Source organism: Streptomyces phaeofaciens (genome assembly GCF_014648915.1).
GTDB classification, from domain to species: domain Bacteria; phylum Actinomycetota; class Actinomycetes; order Streptomycetales; family Streptomycetaceae; genus Streptomyces; species Streptomyces phaeofaciens.
Window position 1 is genome coordinate 116,116 of sequence record NZ_BMSA01000005.1, and the last position, 12,425, is coordinate 128,540.

Annotated in this window: 11 protein-coding genes; 1 reads left to right on the top strand and 10 read right to left on the bottom strand. The window is 70.9% G+C overall.

The annotated features are described in order from the left end of the window. Nucleotides 1–28 precede the first annotated feature (28 nt). From carB to pyrR, 6 genes are all read right to left on the bottom strand, one after another. Entirely contained in the window at nucleotides 29–3,346 is a 3,318-nt protein-coding gene (gene carB / locus IE275_RS12005) for a carbamoyl-phosphate synthase large subunit (protein ID WP_189710723.1), read from the bottom strand. Further along, complete coding sequence (carA, locus tag IE275_RS12010; RefSeq protein WP_189710725.1) at nucleotides 3,339–4,481, bottom strand: glutamine-hydrolyzing carbamoyl-phosphate synthase small subunit; 1,143 nt, start codon at nucleotides 4,479–4,481, stop codon at nucleotides 3,339–3,341. The genes carB and carA overlap by 8 nt, the downstream gene beginning before the upstream one ends. Next, the gene (locus IE275_RS12015) at nucleotides 4,478–5,050 is read right to left on the bottom strand and encodes a PH-like domain-containing protein (protein ID WP_189710727.1); all 573 of its coding nucleotides are present in this window, start codon (nucleotides 5,048–5,050) and stop codon (nucleotides 4,478–4,480) included. The genes carA and IE275_RS12015 overlap by 4 nt, the downstream gene beginning before the upstream one ends. Then, nucleotides 5,047–6,333: a dihydroorotase gene (locus IE275_RS12020; RefSeq protein WP_189710729.1), complete on the bottom strand. Its 1,287-nt coding sequence runs from the start codon at nucleotides 6,331–6,333 to the stop codon at nucleotides 5,047–5,049. Before IE275_RS12020 ends, IE275_RS12015 begins: the two co-directional genes overlap by 4 nt. A gap of 5 nt (nucleotides 6,334–6,338) precedes the next feature. Next, nucleotides 6,339–7,319 carry an aspartate carbamoyltransferase catalytic subunit gene (locus IE275_RS12025; protein ID WP_189710731.1) on the bottom strand — a complete coding sequence of 327 codons (981 nt, stop codon included), beginning with the start codon at nucleotides 7,317–7,319 and terminating at the stop codon, nucleotides 6,339–6,341. 132 nt (nucleotides 7,320–7,451) lie between these two features. Continuing rightward, nucleotides 7,452–8,009, bottom strand: coding sequence for a bifunctional pyr operon transcriptional regulator/uracil phosphoribosyltransferase PyrR (pyrR, locus tag IE275_RS12030; protein ID WP_189710733.1), 558 nt, complete (start codon nucleotides 8,007–8,009; stop codon nucleotides 7,452–7,454). Between the two features lie 253 nt (nucleotides 8,010–8,262). On the opposite strand from pyrR, the gene bldD reads away from it, so the two are divergent. Beyond that, on the top strand, nucleotides 8,263–8,763 hold the full coding sequence (gene bldD, locus IE275_RS12035) for a transcriptional regulator BldD (RefSeq protein WP_030785871.1): 501 nt from the start codon (nucleotides 8,263–8,265) through the stop codon (nucleotides 8,761–8,763). A 277-nt stretch (nucleotides 8,764–9,040) separates the two neighbouring features. Here bldD and nusB read toward each other — a convergent pair whose 3' ends face one another. The 4 genes from nusB to IE275_RS12055 form a co-directional block, all read right to left on the bottom strand. Continuing rightward, nucleotides 9,041–9,469, bottom strand: coding sequence for a transcription antitermination factor NusB (nusB, locus tag IE275_RS12040; RefSeq protein ID WP_189710735.1), 429 nt, complete (start codon nucleotides 9,467–9,469; stop codon nucleotides 9,041–9,043). Between the two features lie 2 nt (nucleotides 9,470–9,471). After that, nucleotides 9,472–10,038: an elongation factor P gene (efp, locus tag IE275_RS12045; RefSeq protein WP_189710737.1), complete on the bottom strand. Its 567-nt coding sequence runs from the start codon at nucleotides 10,036–10,038 to the stop codon at nucleotides 9,472–9,474. Nucleotides 10,039–10,092: 54 nt separating this feature from the next. Further along, nucleotides 10,093–11,199 carry an aminopeptidase P family protein gene (locus IE275_RS12050; protein ID WP_189710739.1) on the bottom strand — a complete coding sequence of 369 codons (1,107 nt, stop codon included), beginning with the start codon at nucleotides 11,197–11,199 and terminating at the stop codon, nucleotides 10,093–10,095. A 200-nt stretch (nucleotides 11,200–11,399) separates the two neighbouring features. Continuing rightward, entirely contained in the window at nucleotides 11,400–12,281 is an 882-nt protein-coding gene (locus IE275_RS12055; protein ID WP_189710741.1) for a Pro-rich N-terminal domain-containing protein, read from the bottom strand. Nucleotides 12,282–12,425: the final 144 nt, after the last annotated feature.

Below are 12,425 nucleotides of genomic sequence, written 5' to 3' on the forward strand. Positions count from 1 at the left end.
CCGTTTCCGGTGTCCCCCTCGTCGGCTGCTAGTCGCGGGCCGCGGTCAGGTGTGCCGCGTGTTCCTGGAGCGAGCGGACGCCCACGTCTCCGTGGTTGAGGGCGTCGATGCCCTGGACGGCGGCGGCGAGCGCCTGGACCGTCGTCAGGCACGGCACGGACCGCGCCACGGCGGCCGTACGGATGTCGTAGCCGTCGAGGCGGCCGCCGGTGCCGTACGGGGTGTTGACGATGAGGTCGACCTCGCCGTCGTGGATGAGCTGGACGATGGTCTTCTCGCCGTTGGGGCCGGTGCCCTCGGACTGCTTGCGCACGACCGTGGCGTTGATGCCGTTGCGCCTGAGGACCTCGGCCGTGCCGGAGGTGGCCATCAGCTCGAAGCCGTGGGCGACCAGTTCACGCGCCGGGAAGATCATCGAGCGCTTGTCCCGGTTGGCCACCGAGATGAACGCCCGCCCCTTGGTGGGCAGCGGCCCGTACGCGCCAGCCTGCGACTTGGCGTACGCCGTGCCGAAGACGGAGTCGATGCCCATGACCTCGCCGGTGGAGCGCATCTCCGGGCCCAGGACGGTGTCCACACCGCGCCCGGAGGTGTCCCGGAAGCGGCTCCACGGCATCACGGCCTCCTTGACGGAGATCGGCGCGTCCAGCGGCAGCTCGCCGCCGTCGCCGGTGGCCGGGAGCAGCCCCTCGGTGCGCAGCTCGGCGATGGTCGCGCCCAGCGAGATCCGGGCGGCGGCCTTCGCCAGCGGCACCGCGGTCGCCTTCGAGGTGAAGGGGACCGTACGGGACGCGCGCGGGTTGGCCTCCAGCACGTAGAGGATGTCGCCGGCCATCGCGAACTGGATGTTGATCAGGCCGCGGACGCCGACGCCCTTGGCGATGGCCTCGGTGGAGGCCCGCAGGCGCTTGATGTCGAAGCCGCCCAGGGTGATCGGGGGCAGGGCGCAGGCCGAGTCGCCGGAGTGGATGCCGGCCTCCTCGATGTGCTCCATGACGCCGCCGAGGTACAGCTCCTGACCGTCGTAGAGCGCGTCGACGTCGATCTCGATCGCGTCGTCGAGGAAGCGGTCGACGAGGACCGGCCGGGTCGGGCTGATCTCGGTCGACTCGGCGATGTAGGCGGACAGCCGGGTCTCGTCGTAGACGATCTCCATGCCGCGGCCGCCCAGCACGTAGGAGGGCCGGACCAGGACCGGGTAGCCGATCTCGTCCGCGATGGCCTTGGCCTCGACGAAGGTGGTGGCGGTGCCGTGCTTCGGGGCCGGCAGGCCCGCCTCGGCCAGCACGCGGCCGAACGCGCCCCGGTCCTCGGCCGCGTGGATGGCCTCCGGCGGGGTGCCGACGATCGGCACGCCGTTGTCCTTCAGCGCCTGCGCCAGGCCCAGCGGGGTCTGGCCGCCGAGCTGGACGACGACGCCGGCGATCGGCCCGGCCTGCGCCTCCGCGTGGACGATCTCCAGCACGTCCTCGAGCGTCAGCGGCTCGAAGTACAGGCGGTCGGAGGTGTCGTAGTCGGTGGAGACGGTCTCCGGGTTGCAGTTGACCATCACCGTCTCGTACCCGGCGTCCGACAGCGCGAAGGACGCGTGCACGCAGGAGTAGTCGAACTCGATGCCCTGGCCGATGCGGTTCGGACCCGAGCCCAGGATGATCACGGCGGGCTTCTCGCGCGGCGCGACCTCGTTCTCCTCGTCGTAGGAGGAGTAGAAGTACGGGGTCTTCGCGGCGAACTCGGCGGCGCAGGTGTCGACCGTCTTGTAGACCGGGCGCACGCCCAGCGCGTGGCGGACCTCGCGCACGACGTCCTCGCGCAGCCCGCGGATCTCGGCGATCTGCTGGTCGGAGAAGCCGTGCCGCTTGGCCTCGGCCAGCAGCTCCGAGGTCAGCTCCGGGGCCTGCGCCAGCTCGTCCGCGATCTCCTTGATCAGGAAGAGCTGGTCGACGAACCAGGGGTCGATCTTCGTGAACTCGAAGATCTCCTCGGGCGTGGCGCCCGCGCGGATGGCCTGCATGACGGTGTTGATCCGGCCGTCGGTGGGGCGGACCGACTCGCGCAGCAGCTCGGCCTTGCTCTTGCCGGAGCCGGGCTCGCCGACGAAGGTGAACTGGCTGCCCTTCTTCTCCAGCGAGCGCAGCGCCTTCTGGAAGGCCTCGGTGAAGTTCCGGCCGATGGCCATGGCCTCGCCGACCGACTTCATGGTGGTCGTGAGGGTGGAGTCGGCGGACGGGAACTTCTCGAAGGCGAAGCGCGGGGCCTTGACGACCACGTAGTCGAGCGTCGGCTCGAAGGAGGCCGGGGTCTCCCGCGTGATGTCGTTCGGGATCTCGTCGAGGGTGTAACCGACGGCGAGCTTGGCCGCGATCTTGGCGATCGGGAAGCCGGTCGCCTTGGAGGCGAGCGCCGAGGACCGCGACACGCGCGGGTTCATCTCGATGACGATGACCCGGCCGTCCTCGGGGTTCACCGCGAACTGGATGTTGCAGCCGCCGGTGTCCACGCCGACCTCGCGGATCACGGCGATACCGATGTCCCGCAGGATCTGGTACTCGCGGTCGGTCAGCGTCATCGCCGGGGCGACGGTGATCGAGTCGCCGGTGTGCACGCCCATGGGGTCGAAGTTCTCGATGGAGCAGACGACCACGACGTTGTCGTGCTTGTCGCGCATCAGCTCCAGCTCGTACTCCTTCCAGCCGAGGATGGACTCCTCCAGGAGCACCTCGGTGGTCGGCGAGAGGGTGAGGCCCTGCCCGGCGATGCGGCGCAGCTCCTCCTCGTCGTGCGCGAAGCCGGAACCGGCGCCGCCCATGGTGAAGGAGGGGCGGACGACGACCGGGTAGCCGCCGAGCGTCTCGACGCCCGCGAGGACGTCCTCCATGGTGTGGCAGATGACCGAGCGGGCGGACTCGCCGTGCCCGATCTTCTCGCGGACGGCCTCGACCACGCCCTTGAAGAGGTCGCGGTCCTCGCCCTTGTTGATGGCTTCGACGTTGGCGCCGATCAGCTCGACGCCGTACTTCTCCAGCGTGCCGGCCTCGTGCAGCGAGATGGCCGTGTTGAGGGCCGTCTGGCCGCCCAGGGTGGGCAGCAGGGCGTCGGGGCGCTCCTTGGCGATGATCTTCTCGACGAACTCCGGGGTGATCGGCTCGACGTAGGTGGCGTCGGCGATCTCCGGGTCGGTCATGATCGTCGCCGGGTTGGAGTTGACCAGGATCACCCGCAGGCCCTCGGCGCGCAGGATGCGGCACGCCTGGGTGCCGGAGTAGTCGAACTCGGCGGCCTGGCCGATGACGATCGGGCCGGAGCCGATGACCAGGACGGACTGGATATCGGTGCGCTTAGGCACGCTGGCCCTCCATCAGGGATACGAAGCGGTCGAACAGGTAGGCGGCGTCGTGCGGGCCGGCTGCCGCTTCGGGGTGGTACTGGACGGAGAAGCCGGGCTGGTCGAGCAGCTGGAGCCCCTCCACGACGTCGTCGTTCAGACAGACGTGGGACACCTCGGCGCGGCCGAACGGCGTCTCGCTGACCCGGTCGAGCGGCGCGTCCACGGCGAAGCCGTGGTTGTGCGCGGTGACCTCGACCTTGCCGGTCGTTCGGTCCTGGACGGGCTGGTTGATGCCCCGGTGGCCGTACTTCAGCTTGTAGGTGCCGAAGCCGAGGGCGCGGCCGAGGATCTGGTTGCCGAAGCAGATGCCGAACAGCGGCGTCCGGCGCTCCAGGACGGCGGTCATCAGCGCGACGGGGCCGTCGGCGGTGGCGGGGTCGCCCGGGCCGTTGGAGAAGAACACCCCGTCGGGGTTCACGGCGTAGATGTCGTCCGCCGAGGCGGTGGCCGGCAGCACGTGCACCTCGATGCCGCGCTCGGCCATGCGGTGCGGGGTCATGCCCTTGATGCCGAGGTCGACGGCGGCGACGGTGAACCTCTTCGTACCGATCGCCGGGACGACGTAGGCCTCCTTGGTGGCGACCTCCTCGTACAGGCTCAGGCCCTTCATGTGGGGCTGGGTCTGCACGCGCGCGAGGAGTTCGCTGTCGGGGCCGACCGCCTCGCCGGAGAAGATGCCGGCGCGCATGGAGCCGCGCTCGCGCAGGTGGCGGGTGAGGGCGCGGGTGTCGATGCCGGAGATGCCGACGACGTTCTGCGCCACCAGCTCGTCGTCCAGGGAGCGCTTGGCGCGCCAGTTGGACGGCACGCGCGCGGGGTCGCGCACGACATAGCCGGAGACCCAGATGCGGCCGGACTCGTCGTCCTCGTCGTTCCAGCCGGTGTTGCCGATCTGCGGGGCGGTCGCGACGACGATCTGGCGGTCGTACGACGGGTCGGTCAGGGTCTCCTGGTAGCCGGTCATGCCGGTGGAGAACACCGCTTCACCGAAGGTCTCCCCCACGGCCCCGTAGGCACGGCCGCGGAAAACCCGGCCGTCCTCCAGGACAAGTACGGCGGGAGCCTTGGTGGCTCCCCTTGTGGAGGTCGTCATCGTGCGCCTTCCGTTGTGTGCGTCTCGTTGATCATGGAGTTGATGGCGGCGACCCACTCCGTGTGCTCCGCCGCGTGGTCGGAGCGGAAGCCGGAGTCGATCAGCCTGTCGCCGTGCGCCCAGGTCACCAGGAGCAGTCCGCCCTCGGTGAGCACCTTGCCCGCGATGCCCTTGCCGAGCAGGGCCTCGCGCAGCGCGGCGGCGGGGATGAAGAAGTCGGTCGCGCCGGGGCGTACGACGTCCAGGCCCGCGTCCGTGAGCGTCAGCTCGACGCGGCTGCGGGTGCCCAGGCCGTGCGCCACGATGCGGTCGAGCCACTGCCCCGCCGTGGTGGAGCCGTGGTAGCGGCCGCTCATGCCCAGTCTCGCCGGGCCGGGCTCGTCCGGCGCGGTGGGGAGCTCGGGCAGGTCGCCCTGGAGCGTGCCGCGCCACTTCCAGCCCTCGCGCATCAGCCAGTAGACGAGCGCGATGAACAGCAGCAGACCGACGACCCAGCCGGCGCGCGCCGCCCAGTCGGTCACTTCGGCCGACTTCTGGTCGGCCGCGAGCAGGAGTGCAGCAGATGTCACGTGAGCTTCCCGTCGACGAGCGTGGCCTTGCCCCGGAGCCAGGTGTGCGTCACACGGCCCGGCAGCTCGCGCCCCTCGTACGGGGTGTTCCGGCTGCGCGAGGCGAAGCCCGCGGGGTCCACGGACCCACGGTATGCCGTGTCGACGAGCGTGAGGTTGGCGGGCTCACCTGCCGAGACGGGGCGTCCATGGCCCTTGGCCTGCCCGATCCCGGCGGGCCGGAAGGACATGCGGTCGGCGACCTGGGCCCAGGTCAGCAGGCCCGTGTCCACCATCGTCTCCTGGACCACCGACAGCGCGGTCTCCAGGCCGACCATGCCCATGGCGGCCGCGGCCCACTCGCAGTCCTTGTCCTCGTGCGGGTGCGGGGCGTGGTCGGTGGCGACGATGTCGATCGTGCCGTCGGCGAGCGCCTCGCGCAGGGCCAGCACGTCGCGCTCGGTGCGCAGCGGCGGGTTGACCTTGTAGACCGGGTTGTACGTCCGCACCAGCTCGTCGGTGAGGAGCAGGTGGTGCGGGGTGACCTCGGCGGTGACGTCGATGCCGCGGGACTTGGCCCAGCGGACGATCTCGACGCTGCCGGCGGTCGACAGGTGGCAGATGTGGACGCGGGAGCCGACGTGCTCGGCGAGCAGGACGTCCCGGGCGATGATCGACTCCTCGGCCACCGCGGGCCAGCCCCCGAGGCCCAGCTCGGCGGAGACGACGCCCTCGTTCATCTGGGCGCCCTCGGTCAGCCGGGGCTCCTGGGCGTGCTGGGCGACGACTCCGCCGAAGGCCTTCACGTACTCCAGCGCGCGCCGCATGATCACGGCGTCGTCGACGCACTTGCCGTCGTCGGAGAAGACGGTGACACCGGCGGCCGACTCGTGCATCGCGCCCAGCTCGGCGAGCTTGCGGCCCTCCAGGCCGACCGTGACGGCGCCGATCGGCTGCACGTCGCAGTAACCGTGCTCCCGGCCGAGCCGGTAGACCTGCTCGACGACACCGGCCGTGTCGGCGACCGGGAAGGTGTTGGCCATGGCGAAGACGGCCGTGTAGCCGCCGGAGGCCGCCGCGCGGGTACCGGTCAGCACGGTCTCGGAGTCCTCGCGGCCCGGCTCGCGCAGATGGGTGTGCAGGTCGACCAGACCGGGCAGCAGCACCCGGCCGGCGGCCTCGACGACCTCGGCGCCCTCGGCGGACAGCCCCTGGCCCACCTCGGCGATGATCTCGCCGTCGATCAGGACGTCCTGCGCGTCGCCGCCGAGCACCTTCGCACCACGGATCAGGATCTTGCTCATCGTTCTTACTTCCCCTCGGTGGTACGGGCGTGGCTGACGGCGGACTCGTTGCCGCCCAGCAGCAGGTAGAGGACGGCCATCCGGATGGACACGCCGTTGGCGACCTGCTCCACGACGGTGCAGCGGTCGGAGTCGGCGACCTCGGCGGTGATCTCCATGCCCCGGACCATCGGGCCGGGGTGCATCACGATGGCGTGCTCGGGCATCCGCGCCATCCGGTCGCCGTCGAGGCCGTAGCGCCGGGAGTACTCGCGCTCGGTGGGGAAGAAGGCGGCGTTCATCCGCTCCCGCTGGACGCGCAGCATCATCACGGCGTCGGACTTCGGCAGGGTGCTGTCGAGGTCGTACGACACCTCGCAGGGCCAGTGCTCGACGCCGACCGGGACCAGGGTGGGCGGGGCGACCAGGGTGACCTCGGCGCCGAGGGTGTGCAGCAGGTCGACGTTGGAGCGGGCGACCCGGCTGTGCAGGATGTCCCCGACGATCGTGATCCGCCGGCCGGCGAGGTCCTGCCCGAGCCCGGCGTCCCGGCCGATCAGCCGGCGGCGCATGGTGAAGGCGTCCAGCAGGGCCTGGGTGGGGTGCTGGTGGGTGCCGTCACCGGCGTTGATGACGGCCGCGTCGATCCACCCGGAGGTGGCGAGGCGGTAGGGGGCCCCGGAGGCGCCGTGCCGGATGACGACGGCGTCGACGCCCATGGCCTCCAGCGTCTGGGCGGTGTCCTTCAGGGACTCGCCCTTGGACACGCTCGATCCCTTGGCGGAGAAGTTGATGACATCGGCGGAGAGGCGCTTCTCCGCGGCCTCGAAGGAGATCCGGGTCCGGGTGGAGTCCTCGAAGAAGAGGTTGACGACCGTACGGCCGCGCAGGGTCGGCAGTTTCTTGATCGGCCGGTCGGCCACCCGGGCCATCTCCTCGGCGGTGTCGAGGATCAGGACGGCGTCGTCGCGGGTGAGGTCGGCGGCCGAGATGAGATGACGCAGCATCTGTCAGGCTCCGTAAGGCAGTTCAGGTGAAGGGGGAGCGGGGTCCGGCGGTGTCGCCCCGCGCGGGGCACGTCCCGGGCGGACCGGGGCGTGCCGAAGCGGCGTACGGCGGTGCCGTACGCGGTGCGTCCGCTAGGGGGTCCGCTTGGCGCCGAGCAGCACGGTGTCGCGACCGTCCTCCTCGGCGAGCTGGACCTTGACCGTCTCCCGCAGCGACGTGGGGAGGTTCTTGCCGACGTAGTCGGCGCGGATGGGCAGTTCGCGGTGGCCGCGGTCGACCAGGACCGCGAGCTGCACCGCGCGCGGGCGCCCGATGTCGTTCAGGGCGTCGAGTGCGGCGCGAATGGTGCGGCCGGAGAAGAGCACGTCGTCGACGAGGACGACCAGGCGGCCGTCGATGCCGTCACCGGGGATCTCGGTGCGGGCCAGCGCACGCGGCGGGTGCATGCGCAGATCGTCGCGGTACATGGTGATGTCGAGGGAGCCGACCGGGATCTTGCGGTCGGTGATCTCCTCGAGCTTGGCGGCGAGCCGCTGGGCGAGGAAGACGCCCCGGGTCGGGATGCCGAGGAGCACCACGTCGTCGGCGCCCTTGGCGCGCTCGACGATCTCGTGGGCGATGCGGGTCAGTACCCGCGCGATGTCGGGGCCTTCGAGAACGGGCCGGGCATCGGAGGTGTGGGTGTCCATACGAGAAGGACCTCCTTCTCCGCCTCACGGGACGGATCTTAAAGGACGTCGGGTTTGCGCCATCCACCGTAGCAGGCGGGAACGACCCCCCTGATCACCCCCTTGGAGTAATCGGCCATCGATACCACGGAAGAGTCGGTGTGGACCATTCGGCTTGACGCAGAAGAATCACGCTGCGTAACCTCACAATGAGTTACCAGCCGCGCGGCATGGAACCAAAGCCAGTTGCGTCGACCCAGTGCCGGGGAGCTATATGTCCAGCGAATACGCCAAACAGCTCGGGGCCAAGCTCCGGGCGATCCGCACCCAGCAGGGCCTTTCCCTCCACGGTGTCGAGGAGAAGTCCCAGGGACGCTGGAAGGCGGTCGTGGTCGGTTCGTACGAGCGCGGCGACCGCGCCGTCACCGTGCAGCGCCTTGCCGAGCTGGCGGACTTCTACGGCGTCCCCGTGCAGGAGCTGCTGCCGGGCACCACCCCGGGCGGCGCCGCCGAGCCGCCGCCGAAGCTGGTCCTGGACCTGGAGCGACTGGCCCACGTACCGGTCGAGAAGGCGGGTCCCCTCCAGCGCTACGCGGCGACGATCCAGTCCCAGCGCGGTGACTACAACGGCAAGGTGCTCTCGATCCGCCAGGACGACCTGCGCACGCTCGCCGTCATCTACGACCAGTCGCCCTCGGTCCTCACCGAGCAGCTGATCAGCTGGGGCGTGCTGGACGCGGACGCGCGTCGCGCGGTGTCCCACGAGGAGAACTGAGCGCCTCGGCGTCTCAGCAGAAACGTGCCGCCGGGGTGGCCGGAACTTGACGGTTCCGGCCACCCCGGTTTGCTGTACGCGGTGCGCCGCGCATGCTTTCGTCGCGGGAACGCCTGAGGGCCCACAGCGTGTGCTGTGGGCCCTCAGGCGAGTTCACGCCCCTCAGGGGCGCCGGGCACCGTGCGACGGGCCCCAGGGGGCCCACAGGCCTCGTACGGCCCACAGTTCCCCGGCACTCCCGACGGCCGGTGCGATGATCGGCCGGTCGGACGGTCGGCTAGTCGCGTCGCAGCGCCGGCTTGAGCTCCTTCAGCCGGCCGAGCAGGCCGTTGACGAAGGACGGCGACTCGTCCGTGGAGAACTCCTTGGCCAGCTGCACCATCTCGTCGAGCACGACCGCGTCCGGGGTCTCGTCGACCCAGATCAGCTCGTAGGCGCCCAGACGCAGGATGTTGCGGTCGACGACCGGCATACGGTCGAGCGTCCAGCCGACGGAGTACTGGCCGATCAGCTCGTCGATGCGCCTCGCGTGTCCGGCGTAGCCCTCGACGAGCTGCATCGTGAACTCGCTCACCGGCGGCTGCCGGGTGTCGGCCCGGGAGAGCCGAACCCAGTCCGCGAGGACCGTCAGGACATCGGCTTCACGCTGGTCGCCCTCGAAGAGGATCTGGAAGGCGCGCTTGCGGGCCGTGTTGCGAGCAGCCACGGTTAGCTGTTCACCCGGCCGAGGTAGTCGCTGGTGCGAGTGTCGACCTTGATCTTCTCACCGGTGGTGATGAAGAGCGGGACCTGGATCTGGTGACCGGTCTCCAGGGTGGCGGGCTTGGTGCCACCGGTGGAGCGGTCGCCCTGAAGGCCCGGCTCGGTCTCCTGGACGACGAGCTCGACGGCTGCGGGCAGCTCGACGAAGAGCACCTCGCCCTCGTGCTGCGCCACGGTGGCCGAGAAACCCTCGATCAGGAAGTTGGCGGCGTCGCCGACGGCCTTGCGGTCGACCATCAGCTGGTCGTAGGTCTCCATGTCCATGAAGACGAAGTACTCGCCGTCCATGTACGAGAACTGCATGTCGCGCTTGTCGACAGTGGCCGTCTCGACCTTGACGCCGGCGTTGAAGGTCTTGTCGACCACCTTGCCGGACAGCACGTTCTTGAGCTTGGTGCGCACGAAGGCCGGGCCCTTGCCGGGCTTGACGTGCTGGAACTCGACGACGGACCACAGCTGGCCGCCATCGAGCTTGAGCACCATGCCGTTCTTGAGGTCGTTCGTGGAAGCCACGGTTGCGGAATCTCCTGGACTGACGTGGACGACCCCGGGCGCACGCACGCTGTCCTAGAGTGCGAGCAGTTCCTTGGTCGTGATGGTGAGTAGCTCGGGTCCGCCGTCCGCCTCGGGGCGCACGACGAGCGTGTCATCGATCCGGACGCCGCCCCGGCCCGGGAGGTGGACCCCGGGTTCGACGGTGACCGGCACGCAAGCGTCCAGTTTACCCATGGCTGCGGGAGCCAACTGCGGGTCCTCGTCGATTTCGAGTCCGACACCGTGCCCGGTGATCGCCGGAAGGCCCTCGTGGTACCCCGCGGAGTCCAGTACCTGGCGTGCCGCGCGGTCCACGTCACGGTAGGCGGCACCGGGTGCCAGGCTCTCCCGTCCGGCGCGCTGGGCGGCGAAGACGAGGTCGTACAGCTCGATCTGCCAGTCGGCGGGGGACGTGCCGATGACGAAGGTGCGCCCGATCTCGCAGCGGTAGCCGCGGTAGGCCGCCCCCAGGCACACGGACAGGAAATCGCCCTCCTCCACGCGCCGGTCGGTGGGCCGGTGTCCGCGACGGCCGGAGTTCGGGCCGGTGGCGACGGAGGTGGGGAAGGCGGGGCCGTCGGCGCCGTGGTCGACGAGCCGCCGCTCCAGTTCGAGGGCGAGATGGCGTTCGGTGCGGCCCACGAGGATGGACTCCAGCAGCTCGCCGAGGGCCTGGTCGGTGATCTCCGCGCCGATCCGCAGACAGGAGATCTCCTCCTCGTCCTTGACGACCCTGAGCTGTTCGACGGCGGTGCCGAGGTCGCTGAGGCGCAGGCGCGGTGCGACCGAGCGCAGGCGCCGGTGGCAGGCGACGGTGAGGTGGTGTTCCTCCAGCGCGAGGGAGTCCCCGCCCTGGGCGGTGAGGAGATCCGCCGCGGCGACGGCCGGGTCCCCTCCGGCGCCGGGGAGGCACTGCACCCGCAGGTTCTCGTCCGGCCGGCCCTCCTCGGGACGGTCGTCGGGCGGGCCCGTACAGACGAGCAGGTCCTCGGTCTTGCCGAGGAGCAGGACGGCGCCTCGGGGGGCCGCGCCCGCGAGGTATCTCACGTTGGCGGGGCGTGAGACGAGCGCTGCCGCGTTGCCGGCCGCGGTGCAGCGTTCCCGTAGGCGGGTTCGGCGGGACGCGTACAGGTCTGACATGAGTCGAGCGTAGGAGCGGCGAGCGGATTGCGCCGGTTGGAAAGGGCCGAGTGGGGTGGGGCGGGGGTGGGAGCGGGCAAGCCGGTCGGCGGGAGTGGCCCGGCGGAAGCAAGCCGGCCGGAGCCGGCCGGCGAGAGAAGTCCCGGTGGTAGCCCGTCGCGCGTCGGGTGGGCTCGCCCGTCACGCCCCCGGAGAGGGGTCTACCACTTCGGCGGGCTCGCGATCGCCCTCGCCAGTACTTCGTCCAGGATCCGCGCCGTCGACGGGACGTCCAGCGTGGAGTTGTCGATGATCGGGAGGCCGGAGCCGTACCACCCGGCCATGCGGCCGTGGATGCGGGCGACCTCCTCGTCGGTGAGGCGGCGGTTGCCGGAGCGTTCGGCGTTGCGCTCCAGGACGACCTCCAGGCCGGGGAGGAGGACCACCGGCAGCAGGCCGGGGCCGACATGGCGCTTCCAGCCGCCGAGGCCGACGGCCGGGCGGTCCGGGAAGATCGCGTCGTCGAGGATGCACGAGATGCCGTTGGCCAGGAAGTTGCGCGCCGCGAAGCCGCAGGTGCGACGGGCCAGGCGGTACTGGGCCTCGGAGTGGTCGTTCCAGCCGCTCTGCGGGTCGGCGAAGCCGGAACGGACCCATTCGCGGACGTCGTCGAGGCTGATGTGCGCGGTGGGCACCCGGCGGTGGTCGGCCCAGAACTTGGCGACGCTGGTCTTTCCGGCGCCCGCGGGGCCGATGAGCAGCACCGCGAGGGTCGTGGTCCCCGGGTTGGGGGCGGTCGCGGCGGGCGGTGCGCTGGGCATGGCCACGGGGCCACCGGGCGGCAGCGGGACGTGTCCGGTGGTGTCGGTGCCCGGCGGGACGGGGGCGTGCCGGGGGGCCGGCGGCGGCGGAACCGGGGGGACCGGCGGCTGCGGCGCGGGCGGCACCGGACCGGACGGGGCGGCGCCGAGGTAACCCGGCGGATGCTGCGGGGCGCCGCCGGGCTGGTGGCCCGGGTGGTGTGCGGCCGGCGACCAGCCGGCGGCCGGACCGTGCCCCGGCTGGTGGGGCGGCGGCAGCGGAGAACCCACTGCGTGCTGCATCCGGTGCCACTCCGTCTCGTACAGGCAATGGGCGCTGACGACGGGAGCGTGCGCCCCCGTTTTCGATTCTGAACGGTACCGCCCCCGGCCGTCGTTTGGTGAACGGCCGGGGGCGGTCCGAAGTGCCCGGCGAGGAGAGCGAAT